Source organism: Bacteroides graminisolvens (assembly GCF_963666085.1).
Taxonomy (GTDB): Bacteria; Bacteroidota; Bacteroidia; order Bacteroidales; family Bacteroidaceae; genus Bacteroides; species Bacteroides graminisolvens.
This window is the reverse complement of sequence record NZ_OY762556.1, coordinates 2433978-2453921: the sequence shown is the minus strand read 5'-3', so window position 1 is coordinate 2453921 and position 19944 is coordinate 2433978. Positions and strand designations below refer to the sequence as shown.

The window sequence follows — 19944 nt, the reverse complement described above, 5'->3', positions numbered from 1 at the left end:
AAATATGATGAACATAATTATCACTGCAATTTTATCTCCTCTTTTTGTCACTGCAATTATCTTTATTATTAGGAAATACTGCATAAACAGACCTAAATTGAGCTTGAAAATCAGTGTAGAATTGCCAGCACAACGTATTATAGAAAATCATAAGCATGTATTAACTTGGCGATATGAATGCATTCTTAAGAACAATTCAGAATATACAGCAAGAAACATATCAATGATCGAGATTTCATATGAAAGGTTACCGCTTATATTTGATCACATTAGAAATAATGATAATCTTTTTAACGAACAAACACATTTAGAGAAAAACGAGGAAATAACATTTGAAATATCTACATCACACACCACAGAACCTGACGAATTATTTAAATATACCATCGAGAACGAAACGAAAATATATATTCCTGGACTAAAGATACCTAACCCCCTAAAACATTTTCGCCCTAATGGATTAGATGGCTTTTATTTATTATTTAAGTATTATAATTCGCAAGGAGTCCCATTCTATACCCTTTTTATGAAAACAAAAACAACTAGTAAGAATATGTATTTAAGAAAAGCACCAAAGTTTTAAATATTTTTTTTGAAAGTAAATTTCAATCCATCCTCTGATCTTTAAAATCATAAGATTAATTTGCAAACTATTCTCTAAGTTCATCAATATTACAAAGTATTCTTTCGTATATTTTATACATCAGCTCTGATTCCTGCTTTTCAAGAGAATAGACAAATACACCTTTACCTACTCCAGCCATCCAACTGGCTTCAGTATTGGCACTACGTCCACAGGGCAATACCATGACGCAAATATCAGCCCATTGCATAGCATTAAAATCAGAGTTAAAGCCATCAATACCAACAGGATGGTTTATTATCTTGTAATCCAGAGAAGCCAATTAGAATCGACATTTGACCATTGGAATCCCGTTCGTCCGGGAGGGTTTCTAAAGTCATACACTTCGTGTCCTAAACTCTTGAGAACTTTTATCACTTCTTGCTGGTATTGATTGCGCCAGCTACTTGCTACATAAATTTTTGCCATATATCATAATTCTAATTCTTAAATGATTATTTTTGCATTACCAGTAATTTTGCTGGCAATCTAAATCATTAGATATGTTAAAATATTTAAAGAAATAGATTGGGCGATTAAATGCCCAATCTAACTTTTGTGAAATTGGGTCGTTTGTGTTTGAGACTCTATGCTTATCCATTGCAATTATCAACCTTTTGACTTTAGTTTATTCTATTGTTACGGGAGGATTTATTATAACAATGTGGTAGTTACTTTAGCTAATAGCCGAAGTTTACGGTATTAAAGAGTACTTTTTAAAGCACAAACCGCCATTAAGGTGGTTATGGCACAAGGGCTCCACCTCTTCCCATTCCGAACAGAGAAGTTAAGCCTTGTAGCGCCGATGGTACTGCGTAACAGTGGGAGAGTAGGTCACTGCCATTTTCTAGGAGAGTATTTAGGTACTCTCCTTTTTTATCCTTTCACAAGCCATTGAAGCGGCAAAGAAAAACGACCTCTGCACCCATTAGTCGGAGGTCGTTATATTATGATGTGATATTGATAATTTTGCGGAACTGTAATTAATCTACACCAAGTGGAACTCGCACCCAGCTACTTACTTTCGTGAGCCTATGCGAGAAAGAAAGTAGCAAAGAAACCAATAAGCCAATCATGAAAACGTACAATCTAGCTACAATGTAATTATCTGCCAATAAACTTCAACACTAAATGTATATGGTTTATCAAATTCAGTAGGTCTGACACATTATACTTGGTATTCTCTTGCTTGACGACCATTCCATACAATTAAACAATGGCAAAGCTTTGACATAAAAATATTCAATTCAGCTAAATCTTCATAAAGGCACTCATTCCCTGTCGATTGGTAATTAGATTTTGCATGAACTATACTATTTCTAGTTGAATATAGATATAATCCTAATTCTTTTTTTAGATCTAAAATTTTCTCACCTTTCAAATGTAAATATTCATCTTTTCTAAATTTAATAACCTTAGAAAGACGTTCCTTTATTGAGGTTGGTAAATATTCAAAAATTTCCAAAATATCAACACATTCACATAAAACCGTGTTCGTTAATTCTTTATCTTTTAAAGACACATCATAATCTCTAGTTAATTGAAATATCGATTCTAAATATTTATGATCTCTTTTTTTTACAGACAAAGTATCTAATTTCAAATTCAATAATTCATATGATCTCTTTTTTGACACTATAGGTGCAAAAAATTCAATTATTTTATAAAAATATAGATATTTTATCTCTTCGTTCTGTATAGAAAGAGCATCTACATAATAATCCATAGCTAAAGTATATTGAGGAAGCTCGCATTCTGTTATAAGAAGAGTTTGCACTTTATCTTCTTCACTGTCCTCTTCTTCATAATCATAATATTCATCTGAAAATTCAAATAATTCACCTATTTTTATAGATAACCCAATGCGGCTACATATATGAAATAGAAATCGACAAATTATACTATTTTCTTCTTCTTCAATAAGTCGAAATTCATTCAAATACTCTAATTCAACAGCATAGTATAAAGAGCATGGAGTTATTCCATAATTATCATCACAAAGACCTTTTTTTGAGGCAATCAAACCAATAAGGAATGGATGTTCAATGATTGATAAAGAATAATTTTCCGTTCGGAAAGTATATTGAGATACATTTAGCTTTTCAAATTTAAATTCATCTAATGTGATAATTTTTTGACATATAGAATTTGTTTTTACGGTTGATTTATTGGGATTTATAATACTTTCCAAATCATTGGTATACTTCCAAAAATCAGCAATAGAGTATGATATTAATTCAATTTCATCAGGAAAAGCTATTTCTATTTCGTTTATATCTTCAGCAAGTGTCCCTATATTTTCATCTTCTAAGATAGATAGGTTATTAGATATGTCTATATTGAAATGTTGTCCAAGATACAAGAGCCTTTTTCTTAACTCATCAATATCGCTTATTAAAATTGCCATAATACTTTTGTGAATATATTGTTAAACTACGTATTTTTTATATTTACATCGTCATGTTATTATTGAATTTATTCGCAAATATAATTATTTAAAGTAACATAATGTTCCAATAAAAATTCGTCAATTTTGGCGGCTAAGCTTCGTAAAAAATGATTTGAATCTGTTACTTTTGACAATGTAATTATTGGCTTATCACCATGAGCTATATCATTTCTTAATTGTCTATATGTATTAAAATTACTTTTTTCATCTTCCGTTATGTCTATTTTTAAATAATTAATTAAAAAATCAGGAATTTGATTAGCTTTCAAATCCTTAATTGTTTTATATAAATTATTGAAAGCTATTATTGTCTTTAATTCTTGTGGCGTTATATAATTGTTATTTTTAAGTTCATGGGAGTATTTTTTATACCTTTGAATATGTCTTTTATCGTAATCTTTTTTTAGTACTCTTTTAGCTTTTGTATTTGTGTTTATATCTAAGCGATTCTTCAAAATGGTATCGTTAGGTATTACTGAATTAAATAGAAATATCTCTTCTAATACTGCTCCGAAATAATTTTCAAAAAAAGCAAATGAACTTAAAAAAAGATATGTTGCCAAATTACTTTTATAGCCATTAGCCTGTAATCTCAACTCAGAAGTTGTATTTGGAGTGTAATAATCAGGAGAAGGTAATTTGGTTATTTTTCTTTCATCCAACAAATTCATTTGTAGTTTAAGAGCAGGGACGGCATGGCAAACCATAACGGCAAAATCAAAAGTTTCTTGAACTTGAACTTGGAGCGTATTATAAGCATTGGTTCTTGTTATCATATTATTAATCTTAGTTGGGGATGCAGGAATCGAACCCGCCTCACAGGCAGTAACTTAGATTTATTATAAAATCTACGTTAGTACCTGTGCATCACCTTAATGCTAATCCCCTATATTTTCGACAAATATAAATAATAAGAAACACTCAATAACAAATTGTTAAGTGTTTCTCAACACATTCCTTTAAGGAGTTTTATTCTTCTTCTCTGTCATTATCATTATTGAATGAAAACGTAAGCTGAAGCAAATAATCCGAAGCTATCCTTAAAATACAAATCTATCGTTTGTTGGTCAGTAAATGCAAAGGCATAGTACAGCCGGAATGTTTCGCCCAGAATCATGTAGTAGCCATCATAATTGTCTTGTATCTAATCTAAAAGCATTTGGATTAATTTCCATTTGATATATCTTAATATCGGGATTTAACTTTCTAGCTAACGTGATGATTTCGCCTTTGTCTTGTTCTTTGATATTAGCACTAAGATATATACATTCAAAACATTCTCCTCCTATCTTAGGAAAAGCTCTTACTTCTTTTTCATCTATTGCTCCATCCTCATCATTTTGGTCAGGCAACAAGCTCATACACCTAGGTGAAGGATCATAAATAAACATGCGAACTTCTTTTTCATGTTCCCAAGCTTTTCCTTTTGTGCACATTTGATAATAAAACAGATCAGCTTGAGATTTGAAATAATCAGGCTTCTCAATAATGTCACAATATTGAACCTCATGGCCAGAATTGCTAACCATCATCCCAAGTGACGAATTAAGATATTCAACAACTTTCTCAATATTCAAACCAATGCATACCCCTTTATGATTATTGTAATAACTCCACATTAATAACGAATCAAAGGCTTTCGACAAGCAGCATACCCAGTTCTTTTCTCGATATCTTTGATGTCGATGTGACACTAACTCTTCAATAAGCTCTTTACCCCATCCTTTAGATTTCTCAGGAGGAACATTGGTGAAGTCTATTAAGGCAGGATGACAATCAAAAGGGTCATTGAGCTTAGTCGCATTAGTGAACTGCAAATTGCTATAATAAAGCATCATGATTGCACCGTTAATATCAATGTATTTATAAAGTATAGAAGACCTTGGTTGATCTTTATCTCTGTTTTCTTGATTCAAATCCATATTGTCTTATTTTTCATTTATTACCTCCACATATACTTCTACATAAGAATATTTTTTATTGATTGCAAAAATAGAATTATACTAGAATATTTGACTTTCTTTTATTAGAATATTTCTCATGAATTTAAGAGTATAATCTAGATCCCTTACTACTACTTATTCCTTATCTGAATAAACCCTCTTTTCTCTGTTTCTCTCAGTAGCGGAAGATCTTCCTCTCGTATATCTACAGGAGTTTCACCATTCACAGACCTGTAAGAGGGCAGATTAAATTTTTCTCTTATACGCCGGATACTTAGTGCATCTCTAGTCACCCAATAGATTGTTAGTTTCATTTCTTCCGTTCGATTTGAATATTATACTCACATAGATATTTCCCGATATCCCTTTCTGCGTTATTAAAAGAAGGGCACTCACCCTTATAAATCAACTTCAAAGCAGCTTCTTCCCCCTTCCATGCCTCCCACCATATCTGAGGAGAATAATCCTTAGGGATATGAGGAAAAAGCCGGCAGAAGGTCTGAAAGTCACTTTTAGCTTTTTCATTCATTTCCCGCACAGAATCAATGCCGGAAACAATCGACTGAGCAGCGGTGTCAATTTTCGTAAAGCCCCTTTCTTTACGCTCTTCGATAAGTTTCTTCTCTTTCCTCTCAAGAGCTTCACTTCTTTCCGCCAGAAAACGCCTAATCGCTGTCATCATCTGCTGAACATTCAGGTTACTACCCCATACTAGTTGCCCGTATCTACCGATCTTACAACCCCGGAAGAAATAAGATAATTCAGCGAGATTCAGGTAGTAGTATTCCGTGGCAATCAATAGTGAAGTGTCTGCGTATTGGTAAGTAGTAAGCCCCGTGTCGGCATTCTTGCATAAGCTAATCAAATGCTCTGATATAATTTTCACTACCGTATCATTGCCAAAAACGACTGAGACATCGGCTAGACTAGGTATCTGCCCATTCGCTGCTATAACCTGTATATCAGTAACTGAATTTATTTGAGCAATGGCTCCACTCCATCCTTCAACCAATGCGGACGCTGTTAATGAGTTCTTTAATTCCTGTTGAATCGGTGTTAATTCCGTCCTCTTCGTTTGTTGGATGGAACGAACCTGATCGGGAAGCATTAGCATTTTTATTCTTTCCATTGAAATCTTCTTTATTTGCCCAAGTGGCCAGCCTTTTAGAGACTTCCCAAGTAGGCTGTTTTTCATATCGCATCTTTGTTTCACTTTTATTCATCTCTGACCAATAGTCGAAAAAAGCACGAATCATTTCTTTGCTATATCTTCCTACGAAAGGAATCAAAGATTTATAAAAGTTCTCTTTACGTGAGAGGGTAGCAGCTTTAGCTGCGGCTAGTTTTTTACCTTGTTCGGCTTTCTTTTGCTCTACGTTAGTAGAGTTTTCTTTAGATTTACTATTCTTTCTATTTACTTTACTTTGTTCATTATCAGCATGATTAATTGAATTATTTGTGCAATTAATTAGATTATTTGTGCAATCAATTAAATAATCACTGATAATAGAAGTTTCTTTTCTTTGGTAAGTAGCAAGAAAGAACCTCTTCTGTATTCCGTTTGATGTTAGTATGTTGTGCTTCTCGTACTTCTCTTTTGAGAAGAAATCAACCTGTAATGCCTTTAGCAAGACTTCCTTTACTGCGCCCTCGGAAACGCCGACTGTATCAGCTATAACAAAAGGCAAATCTTCGTCCCACAAAATGTAATACCCATTATCTTTGTAGATATTACATAGCAGGCAAATAAGTATAGAAGTTGAACTTGCGCCACATGCTCGTGAAATCTTTCGCACTTTAACATCAGTAAAGAAGCCTACATCTATAGGAAAATAGTCAATCCCCTGTTTGGTTGGTCTTCCTGCCATATTATATACGCTTTATTGTCTATACTAGAAATATACGTTAGTTAGTTGCCGCCCTTTAGACTCTACTTGCCACAACCCACGATTAGAAGGATCCACAAGCTTTAAATCTTTAACCTCTCCAAATCGTTTGACGTTACCGCATAGATCAACTATCCAACCACAATCTTTTGATGAATGCGGACGGATAGCACGGCCAACCTTTTGATAATATTGGGCTAAAGACATTGTAGGGGACGCAAGTACTACCGTATCGAGTTCAGGATAATCGAAACCGCATATTAAAACACCTGCATTGGCAACGACCTTGATAACACCTGATTTAAAATCTTCTAAGATTCTTTCTCTTTCTTTCTTTGGAGTCTCCCCAGTCACAACGGCACAATTTGGAATATTACGTACCAAATTTTCAGCTTCCTTAACAAATCGAGTAAAGACAAGAATACCATTCCGCTTACCTCCTTGTTTAGGATTCATTAGCCTTTGAATAACATGAACCAAATAGCCATAAAAGTCAATTCGCTCATACTCCCGAACTACTGATCTGTCAGTATAATCGGCACCCGTTGTGTTTACTTTTAGGTTTAGCTCATTCCAGCCCAAAGGATTCATTGGATAATAATTGAGGTTTGCCAAATATCCCATATCTAACAAGGTCGATATTTGAACTTGGTAAATAACCTCTTTAAATATCGCAGGACGGGTACGGGTGATAAACTTCAGCATTGAACCAAATCCTTGTGATGATGACAATCGGTAAGGTGTAGCTGTAAGCCCTAATACTTTGCATTTGACTGTCTCAAAGAAGGATATATACATTCCCTCTTTAGGATTCACAAGGTGACACTCATCTATAATCACATTCTTGAAATGAGTAAATAGTTCCGGATGAGATCGTACACTCCCTATCGTAGCAAAAGTTATTCTACTTATCTCTTTTGAGTTGAATGAAGCTGAATAGATCGAACAATCCAATATATCATAAGAGCATAACTTTTTGTAGTTCTGTTCAAGTATCTCTTTTGAAGGTTGAAAGACTAAAGTATGACCTTCAAGCCTTGAAGCTATATCCGCTATAATGAGGCTTTTCCCCGATCCAGTAGGCAAAACCATGATAGCGTTATTCTGTTTCTTTCTATCCATAAAAAAAGCTACAGCCTTATCGGATGCAGCCTGCTGATAATCTCGAAGCTTAAACATTACTTTGTATTTTCAGGGCACATCCCAAGTTCATATAATCGACAAATTCTTTGCCCGTTTCCCTCAAAAGGAATAAAACACTTACGTTTTTTACAGGCATAGTCTTTTACTTCATATTCACGAAACTTACCGTCTAAACATTTATACTTCCTTTTCATATTCCTTTCTCCTTTCTTATTTTTCTGCTAAGTGCTTTGTAATATTTAATTAATTGCTCATATTCAAAGTCTGAATATCTTCTAGTAACGCTTTGCTTCGCTTCCAATAGAATGATTTTTTGTTCGCCATATTTAGCAATCAATCCTTTGCGATAATTCTGAATGTTGCCTTCCATAAAGCGGTTACAGTGCCTACATTGAGCATTGCAATTCATTTCATCAAAACGAGTATTCATGTGCTGTCTATTAATATAATGCCCACAATCAGCCTGTTCAAAAGGCTTTATTTGCCCACATGAGATACAGCGGAAATAGCCGTTTGGCATACAATCACGAAGCCGGATAAAAAGGGAAAACTCTTTGTCGAGCTTTGCTTTTAAATCCGGCTTCTTCTTAACTCTCACCCCTGCCTTATCAAACAGAGGTTTTTCTTTTTTATTCTTTCGCTTCATGTAATATGACATATCATGATTTATTTATAAATTAAGGGCACACCCTAACTAACGGAGAAAAAAGAGTAAAGTGTCTAATTTTAAACTTGTCTTAATAAGTATTGGATATGCCCTTTTATTCATATCTTTGTTCCGTCTAATTTTAAACTTTAAAATATATGCGAGATAAATCCTTTTATAAAGAGAAAGCAGAATCAATAAAAAATAATGTGTTAGAAATACAAAAGAGAGGCGCAATATTTAATATTGAAGACCCTTTCAATTCTTACCCAGGAATCACTGATATCATAAGAGAATTTGTCCACCTCGTGTTCTCTTTTGACCGTAGTCTTCCTCTAAACAAGGAACTGGAAAATCTAAGTAAGCTCAGATTTTCATCTGCTATTACAGGAGGCGTTGATTTTGCAAAAAAAGATTTCGAGAAAGTAATTTCCAAAATTGACTTTTTTATTCATTATCTCGACACATACGTTGATTAAGGTGCCTGTTTTATCTTATCGTCTAAACAAGCATTTATTTCGAGTTGAACACAATCAATCAAGGATTGCTTACTCTTGTAGGGAAGTACCTTTAGTGCTTCTCGATTTTTAACTTTTATAGCAGTTATTGACAGCGAAAATTCCGCATCAAATATATTCTCATATTCGGGGACTTTTATTTTTATTTCCATTTCCATAATATCTACAGATTAATAATTTTCTATTAAAAGCCCCCGACCAAATTATCGAGAGCAAAACAACATTTTCACTGTGCTACTTAATAGCACCTCTACAATCTTTCGGCTTCTTTCAGTCGTGTCAACCGTGCTTTTAGACGGTAACCCGTATACAACAAAGGCTTGTGTTCTATTGCTTCGCACTATTCTCAAGGGTTGTGGGGCTTGGTAGAATCGAACTACCTTTTCTGTTACTAGTCGAATAGAATCTTACCATATAAAAGGAAAGTCTTGTTTTTACCTATCTATTATCCGGATGACTAGTCGCTAGAATGAGAAAGGTAGGCTCTTTTTGAGTGAACGCCCGTGGTCCCAAAGAGTACCCGAAAAACACCTCACCGATTTACATCCAACATATTGTAGTCAGCAATATGAATTCTGTAAAATATCGTGGACGGTACCGATAACGATCCGGCATACACACTTCCGAATGTGTGCAGAGCATTTCAATATGTCCGCCCGTTTGCAGTCCCGAATACTAAGTAATACTTCTACATTTTATAATTCTCGTTTTCGGGACTGCTAACTAATTCAATGGAAACACCTCCTTTATACTTCAATAATTACAATGTCAGAAGCAATCTCTCTGATAGCATCAAGCTGCTCATCAATGACTCTGTTTTTATATTCCTCAATCGCTTCATTAGCACCGGCAGAGACTAGAGACAGAGAAACATCACGTCCGTCAACATCTGCATAAATCTCGACTTCTATCTCTTCACAAGCAAAGCCTTTAAAAAGCGGGATAAACAGTTTGAAAGACTTTGGCAGGTTAGAATCAACAACTTGCGAATAATTGTCTACCCTGCTCCCATTCTCTTCTTTACTCCTCTCAATGTCCTGATTGACTTTTGCTTTGAAATTCTTCAAAATGGAAACGAGCTGCATGTTTTCTGTTTTATCAGTGAAAAAAGCTCTGTGCATCTTAATGAATTTCGATAGTTTAATGGGATCCCAAACCTTATCAGTGTTAATGCCGAACTCTTTCATCTCTTTAGATAGTTGCAACACTCCACGTACGCCATTATTATAGAAGTCCGTTTCCCTGTCAACCAAGCTAATTTGCATATTATCACGGTCTACAGTAATATTAGCTTGTTTCTGATCGATCAAATCAACACGCTTTTCCAACCATCGCAACGGGCTGTCTATTGTTCCGGTAATATCAACTGGATTGGGTTCTTTCGGATCAAGTGCTACAGGGGCTTCACCCTCTCTTAATATCACTTCGATAGGCGCACCATTATAGTCTTTTGGTACAATTACATTTAATCTGTTCTCACTCATGATTCTGTTCCTGTTTTACGATTAATACTAAAAATTGTTTTCTGCATTTCCTGCGGCATGATTGGACGCGAATACACCAATTCGCCAAGCCTATTATAAAAGCCTGCCATTTTCTCCTCCGGATAAAGGATTTTAGCACACTCCTCATGGTCTACATATTCAGAGCCTTTCTTGATATTTTCAAGAAGAGTCTGCTTTATCTCATTCAGGGGTTTAAGCTGTTCCTTATATCCATCCATCACCTCTTTCTTCTCGACCTCAATATCATTGATCTGAATAGAAGTTTCGGCTAAAGATTCCTTTTTCTGTGCTAACTCTTCAGGGGTGAAACGATGTGTGTACCCAATTTCCTCTATAGAATCAGCATTGTCTTGTAAAAATTGCCATCTATCTTTTTCCAAGATTTCTTGACCTAAAAATTTTTCCATAAGCTAATTATTAAATAAATTCTTTATTGTATTCAATTGTCTGTTGGGCGTAGACTAACATTTGATGTTCGCTTGCAGCGGGTAAATAAATACCTGCTTCTGCTGCACTCCAATTACGGAAGCGGTCAATAGAAAGTGTCATTTCACCTGTTGTCAGTTCTGCTGAACTTCTTAAATAGGTTACTTCTTTACCACTCTTATTAATCATCTTTCTCTCAAATAAATCACGGTTGCAAGTCCTTTTATAAAAGTCGATTTTGACTTCATCCAGACTGCAACCGTATTCACTACCGAAATACCCTAGAAGTAAATGCAAATAGCTATTTTGCGCTAAAGTTCGGTTTGGTAACTTCTTCTTAACTTCTACAAGTGCTTTCTCTTTAAAAAGCTTATTTACATACTCTTTGAACTTGGGTATTTGATATTCATTTCTCAGATCGAAAATCATAGACTGGCTTTAATCTCATCTATAGCTTTCTTTATATCTTCTGTATTACACGCCTTAACAACCACAACTTTAACTCCGCTTTTCCGATCATTATCAGCTTCTATTTCTTCTTGAAATGCTCGTTGTAGTGACCTATCGTGTTTCAATACACTCAATATCGAACGTGCTATCTTATTGGGATTTCCAGCACCTTCACACAAAATACGCTCTCCATCGTTAGCTACTGTGAGGAAAGATAAATTCTCTTTTTCTGAGACTTCCTTTTTAAGGCTTTCAGATTGATTTTCAATTGTCTTTAAAAAGTTCATATTGATTATTTTTAAGTTATTAGAATGGTAAATCATCTTCCGGTGACACACTTGGGGCACTTGCTATCTGTTCGATGGTAGGTGCACTAGGTTGTGGATTATAGGTTTGTAAATCACCTAAAAAATAGTTGGTACCTTCTACCCTTTCTTCTCTCTTTGGGGCACAGGACACATAGTGCGTATAGGTATTGTTTCCGAATGTGGCAGGTTCTTTTCTCTCCCCTATCCAAACATTTAAAAAGATGCGTTCTTTGCCATCTTTACATAATACCTTCTTCATCTGCTCGCGTGGTATTTCACTCAGGCAGATACTTCCATATAAACTACTCATCGTCTTGTAAATTAAAGATTTTCTTATCAGTGATTAGTTCTCTGTTTTCTTCCAAAAATTTAATAAGCTCTTCACAATGTCGTGTGAGAATAGGTATATCACGTTCAGGATTAAAAACATAGGTTTCAGTATATGTATCAACCACAAAGCCAGCTTTATTAAACTCAACTACATTGTACTCGAAAGTCCGTACATCAGACCCATTCTGCATAAGAGCATAAGGATAAACCAAATGCTGAAAATGATCTTTAAATTTTCCTACACTATAACTCCCTGTTGTTTTAATATCATGGACAGTAGCAGGCATTAGCTCATCAATAAAACCGTAAACAAGTACATCACCAAATGCAGTTGGTAAGACTGCTTCTACTCTTTGTTGAGTGAGTGCACCTTTGAAGTAATTAGAGAACTCTTTGCAAAGAGAAATAGGGAAAATAAATGTTCGGTTATTGTAAACAGCCTGATAGCATTTACCATCCGGTGTTCTCTCCACATCAACATCCTTCGGTTTCCTATTCTCTATCAAAGCGTCAATTAGTTCGTTAAAGCAAGTACCTCTATCAGCTTTCTCGTTATCAAAGGGTTTCCTATTTATCCGATCAATCAGTTTCTTAAACTGTAATTCATGAAACTCATCGGGGGTATGGGGTGGGTTTTCAGACCACCCCCAGTATTTTTCCCAAATCACGTCACTATTCAGATAACCATAATAGGCATCTAGAATTGTGGCATAAAAGCGATAATTAAGCTGCCGCATCACTGTAGGTTTTAGATTCACTGTTATAGACAAGCCCTAAGTTCTTAACCTTCTGCATAAAAAGATTACGAGCCATTACTAGCGAGCTGCCTACATGCTCAAATTCATTTATTCGTGAAGCAAATTCATTAGCAGAATTGGCATCGGTTATATACTCTATATTTTCTTTGATCTCAGCTATGACATTATCATACTTTTGTTGTTCGGCTTTCTTATCAGCCAACATAGTCAGATATGGTGTGATCACCTTTGAAGATATGAAGTCATTCTTAGCAGTTGGTTTGCCGTGATTATCCAAGATTATAGGCACTACCATTAAACCGGGCAGGTTACAGGTATTTTTCCCATCATTTCGATTTGTAGGATCAAAAGTTATTGTTCTTCTTTGCACCCCATTCTCATTTTTCATCTCCAAATACCCCAAAAGGTCAAGCTCTGTAACAATAGAGTTATAAGACTTTTCACGCAAGGCTGGAATAAACACTGTATCATCACCTTCTTTTCTGGTATCTCTGTGAGCTACAAATACCACATTCTTATTTAAAGAAGATAAGGTTCTTGTTAACCACGAAAACTCAGCATTGATACCTCCCCAATCTCTTATACTTGGTTGACGTGTCCCACATTTATAACCAATGATAAAATCCATCATCTTGCCTACAGTATCGACAATAATTGTCTGATACCCCGATAAATTCTCCTGTAAAACTTGTTGCAAGTCGCTCCATGACTTAACCTGAACAGTATCAATGTTGTCCAGATGAGACATATTAACACGCTTCACGCCATTATCAAAGTCCAATAACAAAGGTTTTGGCGCACTTAATGCTAATGTTGATTTACCCATACCAGCTTGTCCGTAGATCATCATCTTTACAGTGGTTGGGATTTCTAATTCATTTGCTTTTCTAATTAAACTCATAATCGTATAATTTATTATTATTCTTTATTCAATAGCATATCTACATCGCTTTTTCGGTATAATCTTCTTCCTCCTATTTCTACTGGAGATAGATAACCATTTTTAGCCCACCTCCACAATGTAGACTTATCAACATGAAGAAGTTGGCTGGCTTCATGCACTGTAAGATAATCCTCATCCTGCTTGATAAAGGATTCTTTTATCGTTCCGGCAGTCCTCTTTACCAGACAGTCGGCAAATTCTTTCAAATCAGTTGACTTGATTGTTAAAGTGATGTTCGCACCACTATTCAATATTTCTTCTATAGTCATACCTTGTCTCCGTTCGATTATTATTTCTTCTTCCTCTTCTTAAATCTTGCTGGTGCATGAATGTGAGAGAAAACACACATAATAAACAGCAGGCAACAACTGCACGCATTGCAGGAGAGAGATCCATCATTTTCACCCCTGTTACTCGTTCATAAATCATAGTTGCCAATTCTCTGCCGTTTCTAATCCGTAGAGTTTCAAAGACTTTTTGCAGCTGATTATTTACAGTGCTTACAGCCCTGCATTTCAGATTTGCAATCTCTTTTTTCTCATATCCCTGTGCGTAAAGTCGTGCAGTTATTTCGCATTCAGGGGTCAATTCAGTTAATATCCGTTCCATAATCGTATAATCAAGGGTTATTTTATTTTCATTATCGTAGTATAGCCTGGAAACTCTTCCTTAGATACACAGTACATTCTATCCATCTTACCCTTTAAATTTTTCATCAACCTTTCATCTCTATTTTTTCGAGATGCAATAGACCTTAAAGAGGCATGCCTCCCCTCATCATACGGGATCTTAATCATATCCCCAACTTCCAACCCATCAAAAACCCTAGTAGGCTGAAAGCTTTCATTGATTTCTACTTCTTTTATCATATATCTTTAGTTTATAATTTATCAGTCAAAAAAATGAGGGTACTTAAATAGATGCCCTCATTTAAAATGAACCTACCCGACTGGTTTTCCTTACTATCAGCGCTGAACATTGCAGGTGCCTTGTGTCGGATTATAGGACTACCTTTTTGTAGGATCTTATTCATCTTCTAATTCTCTTTCAAGTCGCTCAGAATTTTTCCCTATATATAAGGACGTAAGTATAAAGACAAGAAAGGATAACCAAAAGACTACACTGAAACTCATACAGGTGATAGCCATTGCAGCGAATGATATACACCAAATAGATAATAGTGACGTTACTTTCATAATAATATGTATTTGTTTGTACCCGTGCTCTCATCGAAGAGCAGAACTCTTATCACAAGCTCGGCACGGGCTATATAGGTCGATGTGCGTGTCGGTCGCCTAATCCGTCATTACTTACACCTCAGAGACTATGGTTACACATCTATTAATTGTTATACATTGCACATTTTGCAAGCCCCAACTTGCTTATGTGCGTTATCTTTTGTTCACTCGTTCACGGCTTATGAATTACACCGAACAAGCTTTATCATTACGTCAAAGAACTAACCAAAGTACCCCGCCTGTGTCTCGCTCACAGTTAGCGTTCAATCCGTCAACGGGGTGTATAGTTAAGCATATCTACTTATGCCCTGAACCTCACAAAGAGCATTGTAATCCATATCATCATCGCTCGTTTCGTTTGGTTGAAGAATCGCTTCATAGGTTTCAATCTCTTCTTTTATCACCTCTAATATTTCAGCCTTGCAATCGACATTGTAGACTCTACAAGCAGTTTCTTCGTCCATGTTATTGGCATTCTCTAAATCTCTGTAAAGAGCATTTAGTCCCTGTTCTAATTCATAGTGTGTCATAAGGCAATTTTTAAAAGGTTAGCTTTCTTGTAGCATCTAAACTCGCAGCGTTCTGTATCGTAGTAGGCTTGAACTGTATCATTCTTCTTTCTCATATCCTCACCTTTTGTAGCAGGCATTATATTTTCATTAAGTGTGCCATACGCTTCTCTTATACTACCGTCTACCTTCTGAAAATAGAATTTCACAATTTTGCTTTTCATCTGAGTTCTCAACTTCACATTCGCCCAAGCTGTTTTTAAAGCTTCACTCATTGAAAAACCGTTTCTTTTCACCATTTGCCAAGCGAGATTCATAACCTCTTTCATTTGATTTTTAAAATTCGTGCTCATAATCGTGTAAATAATAGATTTATACTATTGCAATTCAGATAAGCATTACTTACCTTTGTTGCATTACTTAATTGATTGATAATGCAAATGTACTATCATTTTTGATATCTTATCATATTTGATATATAATAAATGTTAATTCGATATGAATAAAACTCTTAGAGAAATATTAAAAGAAAAGAATATAGCACAAAGTGTTGTAGCTGAGGCACTTAATATAAAGCCCACAAACTTAGTAAGATATGATAATCTTCAAAAAAGAAGCCTTGAAGAAGTATCTGTAATATCTAAAGCTACAGGAATTGATATCTCAGAATTGATAGGGTGTGATTTTAATATAAATACGCAGAATAAAAAAGAAGGATATATTACGTACCTTCTTCCAATGTCTGCAATGGGAGGTTCTTTAATTGGATTTACAGAACCAGGAGTAATGCTCCAAAACTGTGAAGCGATTGTATCTCCAATTGAGAATGTAGATTTTGCTATAACCGTTTATGGAGAGAGCATGGCTCCTGAATATCCATCCGGATCTCGTATCCTGATAAAAAAAATAAATCCTGATATATTTATTGACTGGGGGAAGGTCTATGTATTAGACACTCCTAATGGAGTTGTGGTAAAAGAAGTACATGAATCAAATAAAGAAGGTTTTATTTCCTGCTACTCCATAAACCCCGATCCTAAATTTAAACCATTCGACATACCTGCAAACAAAATATTTGGAATGTATAGAGTATTAATGTGCTTGTCGGCAAAATAGATAAAATATTCATAAACCTCTAAAAAATATTATGAAAACAAAGCATTTATTTATTTGCGTATTTTGCTTTTTTCTTTGTGGATGTTCTTTAGAATCCAAAATGAAGAAAAAATTAGCGAAAACAGCAGAAAGAGAATGTCCTAACTACAAATTTATTAATATTGAAATCATTGATACAGTTTTTTATTATGATTTAAAAGATACTATTCAGAATCTTACTTACCAAATAGAACATGTAAAGAAAAATATATTAAAAGATTCGACGCTCATAGCTGAATATAGGAAGGCCCAAGATGACTGTAAAAATAAAATGATAGAAATGCCATATTATCTTTATTCATCGATGAATAGTATTATAGAAAGTTACAATAAATTAATTGATAGCAGAAATGGTAAAATCAAAGATCAGCAGATTATCATTAATCAAATAACCCATCACATTCAAGAAGTTGATAGTATTATGGGAAGCAATATAGCTGAAAATGATATTGTATTCTATATTACAAATCATAAATATGATTGTGGAGGTGGAGAAATAAATGAGAATGTATATTTTGACAAAGAATTAAACATTTATAAAACTGAATATCATGAAGATTAATCTATTTCTATTTGGTATCATCACTACATTTTTCTTCTCATGCTCAAATGGAAACAAACAATCAGACCGAGAAGTAAATGGCATTAAAGGAAATGTGAAGTCTATTTTATCAATAGACTATAATGCTATCGATAAATTTGGACAGGGAAATATTGTGAAAGAGAGACCTAAAGCATTTGGTACAGAGTATTCACAATATGATTCACTAGGTAATATATTGGAGCATAAATATTATTATTTTTCCAAATGCCAAAAGCAATATGAAAGTGAAGATAATAAAGATGGACATTGTATTAAATGGATAAGTTTTGATGATGATGATGATTCTCAAATAAAGTATGGGTCAGAATACAAATATGACAATAAAGGTAATAAAATTTTAGAAATTGATATAAAAAATGGAAGTAAAGATATTATTAAAAATGAATACGATGAAAATGGAAGACTAATATTACAAAGAGAAAAATACTGGGATGATTCGTACAAGTATACAGCGGATGGAAAAATAAAAGAATGGATAAATATATATAAAGGTTTTTTAGGAAAAGATAAACGCCATGAGACATATGAATATGATGAAAAAGGAAATAGAATAAAAGATATAGTTATTTTCACTCCAAAATCAGAATATGAACGTTGTGTATTATACAAATACGACAATCTTAACAGAAAAATAGACGAAATTAGAATTAATAATTCAGATGCAAACAAAGGTGAAGTAACGCAGAGAGTTAAATATTACTACAAGAACAATCTTAATTTTCCATACCGTATGACTATATGGGGGAAAAATGGAGATATTGAAGATGAGACTTACACTGTTTGGTTTTCAAGCGACTCAGATACCCTCTCCATTGTCAACTTAAACAAGAATCATTGTATAACAGCAATCAGTAACATGTACAAGAAAAAAGATAACATAGTTACGACTGATTATATAGTCGAGTCTGAGATTTATTCAAGTGATAAATACAATTATTCTAATGGAATTTTACAATCAGTTATAGATAAAAATGGGAATGTATCTTCTTATGTATATGACGGAAATAAACTAAAAGAGATAACTCGGCAGTTTACAGACGGGAAATCCATTACAATTTATAATAAAGGGTTGATTCAATCTATTACATATTATGATAAGCATAATAAAATAGAGAGTGAATATATTCACGAGTATAGAGGAGACAAAGATAATGGAACGCATATAATAAAATTCTCTGATTCAGAAAAACAACTATCAATAAATGAGCTTACATTTAAAAGCGGGAAGTTAGTTCAAACGAAAAATACCCAAAATGGAATTATTGAAATTATTAATTATGAATACAACGAAAAGGGAGATCTTATATGTTCCAATAATACATCAAAAGGTGAAAAGATTACATATACATACAAATATGATCCATTTGATAACTGGTACTATAGAATTCAATCAAAAAATAATAAAGCTGATATTATTACTGAACGTTCAATTGAATATTTTACCCCCCAGTAAGAAGCGCGCATTTAACATTTCAATTTTACCATTAAAATAGTAATTGAATAATAAACTATGTTTTGAAATATTCAGAAAAAAATGTAAATAATTAATAATAAACATAATATAAAAACAGACAATGGATACTTCGTTTTATTCAACAATTTTCGATACTATAAATTCAACTTATACATGAAATCTATATAAACAATAATAATATGGAAAATAATGAATAAAAAAAACAAACTAAACATCAAATAATTATGAGAAAAATTTTATTTTTAATGGCAACACTATCAATCCTTATGTTTACATCATGTTCATCGGGTAGTGATGAAGAAGACAATGACAATGATTTAAAATTTATTCAAGTAAAAGTAACCAGCGAAGATACTCCTACCCCCAATGGCAATATTTACTTATTCAAAGTCAATGGATACAATATTGAAAGTGACAGCCCCAATAGCTCAGCTATTGATTATACACCAGTATTATTTTATAAATACAATGGAGAAGATAAATTAATGATTCCAATATCTGAATATGGAAAAAAATACAAAGGCGAGTTATTGCTAAATGAAAAGGAAGGGTATTCCGTACATTCGATTTATTGGCATGAACTGTCCTCATTATACGGAACACCAAAGCCAGGGGATGAATATTTATTATTTATACAATTAAGAAACGGTACTTACGCAAAATCTTCCAAAAGATTTGTTATTACCAAAAATAGCCTAATAACAGTGATACTACCAACATGCAAAGATAAATCTGAATTCGTAGATGGAGTATGGACTATATCAGGCTATGAAAAATAGAAAATATACTTTTTTCAAGGTGAAAGCGGCTACGGAAACAATTCTATGGTTAGCCAAAGATGCAAGCATTACGATGCAATATTCCCCACGAAAACAAGTAAGTGGACAAAACGGGGACAATTTTTAAAACAATAAAACCGCAAAAGCCTGATATTCAGCTATTTGCGGTTTTATCTAGTGATTCCGAAGCGATTCGAACGCTTGACCCACGCCTTAGAAGGGCGTTGCTCTATCCAGCTGAGCTACGGAACCATCCTT

Annotated in this window: 27 protein-coding genes, 2 tRNA genes, 1 rRNA gene and 1 pseudogene; 7 read left to right on the top strand and 24 right to left on the bottom strand. The window is 34.1% G+C overall.

Features of this window, described 5'->3' with window-relative positions; all coding sequences use genetic code 11:
- Positions 1-4 precede the first annotated feature (4 nt).
- Entirely contained in the window at positions 5-583 is a 579-nt protein-coding gene (locus ACKPCE_RS10180; RefSeq protein WP_319505086.1) for a hypothetical protein, read from the top strand.
- 67 nt (positions 584-650) lie between these two features.
- On the opposite strand, the gene ACKPCE_RS10175 is transcribed toward ACKPCE_RS10180, so the two are convergent.
- A complete protein-coding gene (locus ACKPCE_RS10175) occupies positions 651-905 on the bottom strand; it encodes a hypothetical protein (RefSeq protein ID WP_319505085.1) in 255 nt (84 codons plus the stop codon).
- A 452-nt stretch (positions 906-1357) separates the two neighbouring features.
- Here ACKPCE_RS10175 and rrf point away from each other — a divergent pair.
- Positions 1358-1468 (top strand): 5S ribosomal RNA (rrf, locus tag ACKPCE_RS10170).
- 322 nt (positions 1469-1790) lie between these two features.
- Here rrf and ACKPCE_RS10165 read toward each other — a convergent pair.
- The 9 genes and pseudogenes from ACKPCE_RS10165 to ACKPCE_RS10125 all read right to left on the bottom strand — a co-directional run bounded on the left by ACKPCE_RS10165 (position 1791) and on the right by ACKPCE_RS10125 (position 8701).
- Complete coding sequence (locus ACKPCE_RS10165) at positions 1791-3029, bottom strand: hypothetical protein (RefSeq protein WP_319505084.1); 1239 nt, start codon at positions 3027-3029, stop codon at positions 1791-1793.
- A gap of 68 nt (positions 3030-3097) precedes the next feature.
- Entirely contained in the window at positions 3098-3847 is a 750-nt protein-coding gene (locus tag ACKPCE_RS10160; protein ID WP_319505083.1) for a HEPN domain-containing protein, read from the bottom strand.
- Between the two features lie 14 nt (positions 3848-3861).
- A tRNA-OTHER gene (locus ACKPCE_RS10155) sits at positions 3862-3959 on the bottom strand.
- Positions 3960-4040: 81 nt separating this feature from the next.
- A pseudogene (locus tag ACKPCE_RS10150) lies at positions 4041-4191 on the bottom strand (TraQ conjugal transfer family protein); the annotation flags it as partial.
- A 7-nt stretch (positions 4192-4198) separates the two neighbouring features.
- Complete coding sequence (locus ACKPCE_RS10145; protein ID WP_319505082.1) at positions 4199-4993, bottom strand: DUF2971 domain-containing protein; 795 nt, start codon at positions 4991-4993, stop codon at positions 4199-4201.
- A 152-nt stretch (positions 4994-5145) separates the two neighbouring features.
- A complete protein-coding gene (locus ACKPCE_RS10140) occupies positions 5146-5328 on the bottom strand; it encodes a hypothetical protein (RefSeq protein ID WP_319505081.1) in 183 nt (60 codons plus the stop codon).
- Positions 5329-6018: 690 nt separating this feature from the next.
- Positions 6019-6882, bottom strand: coding sequence for a DUF4373 domain-containing protein (locus ACKPCE_RS10135; RefSeq protein WP_319505080.1), 864 nt, complete (start codon positions 6880-6882; stop codon positions 6019-6021).
- Positions 6883-6906: 24 nt separating this feature from the next.
- The gene (locus tag ACKPCE_RS10130) at positions 6907-8079 is read right to left on the bottom strand and encodes a DEAD/DEAH box helicase (protein ID WP_319505079.1); all 1173 of its coding nucleotides are present in this window, start codon (positions 8077-8079) and stop codon (positions 6907-6909) included.
- Between the two features lie 154 nt (positions 8080-8233).
- Entirely contained in the window at positions 8234-8701 is a 468-nt protein-coding gene (locus ACKPCE_RS10125) for a recombination protein NinG (RefSeq protein ID WP_319505078.1), read from the bottom strand.
- A gap of 146 nt (positions 8702-8847) precedes the next feature.
- Between ACKPCE_RS10125 and ACKPCE_RS10120 the strand changes: the two genes are divergently transcribed.
- Positions 8848-9168 carry a hypothetical protein gene (locus ACKPCE_RS10120; RefSeq protein ID WP_319505077.1) on the top strand — a complete coding sequence of 107 codons (321 nt, stop codon included), beginning with the start codon at positions 8848-8850 and terminating at the stop codon, positions 9166-9168.
- Here the strand turns inward: ACKPCE_RS10120 and ACKPCE_RS10115 are convergent.
- From ACKPCE_RS10115 to ACKPCE_RS10055, 13 genes are all read right to left on the bottom strand, one after another.
- Positions 9165-9365 carry a hypothetical protein gene (locus ACKPCE_RS10115; RefSeq protein ID WP_319505076.1) on the bottom strand — a complete coding sequence of 67 codons (201 nt, stop codon included), beginning with the start codon at positions 9363-9365 and terminating at the stop codon, positions 9165-9167. The genes ACKPCE_RS10120 and ACKPCE_RS10115 overlap by 4 nt on opposite strands.
- 588 nt (positions 9366-9953) lie before the next feature.
- Positions 9954-10691: a hypothetical protein gene (locus tag ACKPCE_RS10110; RefSeq protein ID WP_319505075.1), complete on the bottom strand. Its 738-nt coding sequence runs from the start codon at positions 10689-10691 to the stop codon at positions 9954-9956.
- Positions 10688-11119, bottom strand: coding sequence for a hypothetical protein (locus ACKPCE_RS10105; RefSeq protein WP_319505074.1), 432 nt, complete (start codon positions 11117-11119; stop codon positions 10688-10690). Before ACKPCE_RS10105 ends, ACKPCE_RS10110 begins: the two co-directional genes overlap by 4 nt.
- Before the next feature lie 10 nt (positions 11120-11129).
- The gene (locus ACKPCE_RS10100; RefSeq protein WP_319505073.1) at positions 11130-11567 is read right to left on the bottom strand and encodes a NinB/YbcN family protein; all 438 of its coding nucleotides are present in this window, start codon (positions 11565-11567) and stop codon (positions 11130-11132) included.
- Positions 11564-11875 (bottom strand): hypothetical protein, encoded by a 312-nt coding sequence (locus tag ACKPCE_RS10095; RefSeq protein ID WP_319505072.1) that lies wholly within the window; start codon positions 11873-11875, stop codon positions 11564-11566. The genes ACKPCE_RS10100 and ACKPCE_RS10095 overlap by 4 nt, the downstream gene beginning before the upstream one ends.
- 19 nt (positions 11876-11894) lie before the next feature.
- Positions 11895-12206: a hypothetical protein gene (locus ACKPCE_RS10090; protein ID WP_319505071.1), complete on the bottom strand. Its 312-nt coding sequence runs from the start codon at positions 12204-12206 to the stop codon at positions 11895-11897.
- A complete protein-coding gene (locus ACKPCE_RS10085; protein ID WP_319505070.1) occupies positions 12199-12963 on the bottom strand; it encodes an HNH endonuclease in 765 nt (254 codons plus the stop codon). The genes ACKPCE_RS10090 and ACKPCE_RS10085 overlap by 8 nt, the downstream gene beginning before the upstream one ends.
- The gene (locus ACKPCE_RS10080) at positions 12950-13885 is read right to left on the bottom strand and encodes an ATP-binding protein (RefSeq protein ID WP_319505069.1); all 936 of its coding nucleotides are present in this window, start codon (positions 13883-13885) and stop codon (positions 12950-12952) included. The genes ACKPCE_RS10085 and ACKPCE_RS10080 overlap by 14 nt, the downstream gene beginning before the upstream one ends.
- A gap of 17 nt (positions 13886-13902) precedes the next feature.
- The gene (locus ACKPCE_RS10075) at positions 13903-14196 is read right to left on the bottom strand and encodes a helix-turn-helix domain-containing protein (RefSeq protein WP_319505068.1); all 294 of its coding nucleotides are present in this window, start codon (positions 14194-14196) and stop codon (positions 13903-13905) included.
- Entirely contained in the window at positions 14171-14536 is a 366-nt protein-coding gene (locus tag ACKPCE_RS10070; RefSeq protein WP_319505067.1) for a helix-turn-helix domain-containing protein, read from the bottom strand. The genes ACKPCE_RS10075 and ACKPCE_RS10070 overlap by 26 nt, the downstream gene beginning before the upstream one ends.
- A 17-nt stretch (positions 14537-14553) precedes the next feature.
- Positions 14554-14796, bottom strand: a complete 243-nt coding sequence (locus tag ACKPCE_RS10065) for a hypothetical protein (RefSeq protein ID WP_319505066.1) — start codon at positions 14794-14796, stop codon at positions 14554-14556.
- A 656-nt stretch (positions 14797-15452) separates the two neighbouring features.
- Positions 15453-15695 carry a hypothetical protein gene (locus tag ACKPCE_RS10060; RefSeq protein WP_319505065.1) on the bottom strand — a complete coding sequence of 81 codons (243 nt, stop codon included), beginning with the start codon at positions 15693-15695 and terminating at the stop codon, positions 15453-15455.
- Positions 15692-16027 (bottom strand): SH3 beta-barrel fold-containing protein, encoded by a 336-nt coding sequence (locus ACKPCE_RS10055; protein ID WP_319505064.1) that lies wholly within the window; start codon positions 16025-16027, stop codon positions 15692-15694. The genes ACKPCE_RS10060 and ACKPCE_RS10055 overlap by 4 nt, the downstream gene beginning before the upstream one ends.
- Before the next feature lie 145 nt (positions 16028-16172).
- On the opposite strand from ACKPCE_RS10055, the gene ACKPCE_RS10050 reads away from it, so the two are divergent.
- The 4 genes from ACKPCE_RS10050 (at position 16173) to ACKPCE_RS10035 (ending at position 19686) form a co-directional block, all read left to right on the top strand.
- Positions 16173-16790, top strand: a complete 618-nt coding sequence (locus ACKPCE_RS10050; RefSeq protein WP_319505063.1) for a LexA family transcriptional regulator — start codon at positions 16173-16175, stop codon at positions 16788-16790.
- A gap of 31 nt (positions 16791-16821) precedes the next feature.
- The gene (locus ACKPCE_RS10045) at positions 16822-17391 is read left to right on the top strand and encodes a hypothetical protein (RefSeq protein WP_319505062.1); all 570 of its coding nucleotides are present in this window, start codon (positions 16822-16824) and stop codon (positions 17389-17391) included.
- On the top strand, positions 17381-18886 hold the full coding sequence (locus ACKPCE_RS10040; RefSeq protein WP_319505061.1) for a hypothetical protein: 1506 nt from the start codon (positions 17381-17383) through the stop codon (positions 18884-18886). Before ACKPCE_RS10045 ends, ACKPCE_RS10040 begins: the two co-directional genes overlap by 11 nt.
- Before the next feature lie 245 nt (positions 18887-19131).
- Complete coding sequence (locus ACKPCE_RS10035) at positions 19132-19686, top strand: hypothetical protein (protein WP_319505060.1); 555 nt, start codon at positions 19132-19134, stop codon at positions 19684-19686.
- 178 nt (positions 19687-19864) lie between these two features.
- Here ACKPCE_RS10035 and ACKPCE_RS10030 read toward each other — a convergent pair.
- Positions 19865-19938 (bottom strand) — tRNA-Arg (locus tag ACKPCE_RS10030).
- Positions 19939-19944: the final 6 nt, after the last annotated feature.

Coding starts and splice junctions, on each gene's coding strand:
- ACKPCE_RS10085 (WP_319505070.1), bottom strand. CDS start 12,963: ATGCGGCAGCTTAATTATCGCTTTTATGCCACAATTCTAGATGCCTAT.
- ACKPCE_RS10075 (WP_319505068.1), bottom strand. CDS start 14,196: ATGACTATAGAAGAAATATTGAATAGTGGTGCGAACATCACTTTAACA.
- ACKPCE_RS10125 (WP_319505078.1), bottom strand. CDS start 8,701: ATGTCATATTACATGAAGCGAAAGAATAAAAAAGAAAAACCTCTGTTT.
- ACKPCE_RS10050 (WP_319505063.1), top strand. CDS start 16,173: ATGAATAAAACTCTTAGAGAAATATTAAAAGAAAAGAATATAGCACAA.
- ACKPCE_RS10130 (WP_319505079.1), bottom strand. CDS start 8,079: ATGTTTAAGCTTCGAGATTATCAGCAGGCTGCATCCGATAAGGCTGTA.
- ACKPCE_RS10100 (WP_319505073.1), bottom strand. CDS start 11,567: ATGATTTTCGATCTGAGAAATGAATATCAAATACCCAAGTTCAAAGAG.
- ACKPCE_RS10180 (WP_319505086.1), top strand. CDS start 5: ATGATGAACATAATTATCACTGCAATTTTATCTCCTCTTTTTGTCACT.
- ACKPCE_RS10095 (WP_319505072.1), bottom strand. CDS start 11,875: ATGAACTTTTTAAAGACAATTGAAAATCAATCTGAAAGCCTTAAAAAG.
- ACKPCE_RS10055 (WP_319505064.1), bottom strand. CDS start 16,027: ATGAGCACGAATTTTAAAAATCAAATGAAAGAGGTTATGAATCTCGCT.
- ACKPCE_RS10165 (WP_319505084.1), bottom strand. CDS start 3,029: ATGGCAATTTTAATAAGCGATATTGATGAGTTAAGAAAAAGGCTCTTG.
- ACKPCE_RS10060 (WP_319505065.1), bottom strand. CDS start 15,695: ATGACACACTATGAATTAGAACAGGGACTAAATGCTCTTTACAGAGAT.
- ACKPCE_RS10110 (WP_319505075.1), bottom strand. CDS start 10,691: ATGAGTGAGAACAGATTAAATGTAATTGTACCAAAAGACTATAATGGT.
- ACKPCE_RS10035 (WP_319505060.1), top strand. CDS start 19,132: ATGAGAAAAATTTTATTTTTAATGGCAACACTATCAATCCTTATGTTT.
- ACKPCE_RS10040 (WP_319505061.1), top strand. CDS start 17,381: ATGAAGATTAATCTATTTCTATTTGGTATCATCACTACATTTTTCTTC.
- ACKPCE_RS10160 (WP_319505083.1), bottom strand. CDS start 3,847: ATGATAACAAGAACCAATGCTTATAATACGCTCCAAGTTCAAGTTCAA.
- ACKPCE_RS10070 (WP_319505067.1), bottom strand. CDS start 14,536: ATGGAACGGATATTAACTGAATTGACCCCTGAATGCGAAATAACTGCA.
- ACKPCE_RS10080 (WP_319505069.1), bottom strand. CDS start 13,885: ATGAGTTTAATTAGAAAAGCAAATGAATTAGAAATCCCAACCACTGTA.
- ACKPCE_RS10115 (WP_319505076.1), bottom strand. CDS start 9,365: ATGGAAATGGAAATAAAAATAAAAGTCCCCGAATATGAGAATATATTT.
- ACKPCE_RS10105 (WP_319505074.1), bottom strand. CDS start 11,119: ATGGAAAAATTTTTAGGTCAAGAAATCTTGGAAAAAGATAGATGGCAA.
- ACKPCE_RS10120 (WP_319505077.1), top strand. CDS start 8,848: ATGCGAGATAAATCCTTTTATAAAGAGAAAGCAGAATCAATAAAAAAT.
- ACKPCE_RS10135 (WP_319505080.1), bottom strand. CDS start 6,882: ATGGCAGGAAGACCAACCAAACAGGGGATTGACTATTTTCCTATAGAT.
- ACKPCE_RS10140 (WP_319505081.1), bottom strand. CDS start 5,328: ATGAAACTAACAATCTATTGGGTGACTAGAGATGCACTAAGTATCCGG.
- ACKPCE_RS10045 (WP_319505062.1), top strand. CDS start 16,822: ATGAAAACAAAGCATTTATTTATTTGCGTATTTTGCTTTTTTCTTTGT.
- ACKPCE_RS10065 (WP_319505066.1), bottom strand. CDS start 14,796: ATGATAAAAGAAGTAGAAATCAATGAAAGCTTTCAGCCTACTAGGGTT.
- ACKPCE_RS10145 (WP_319505082.1), bottom strand. CDS start 4,993: ATGGATTTGAATCAAGAAAACAGAGATAAAGATCAACCAAGGTCTTCT.
- ACKPCE_RS10090 (WP_319505071.1), bottom strand. CDS start 12,206: ATGAGTAGTTTATATGGAAGTATCTGCCTGAGTGAAATACCACGCGAG.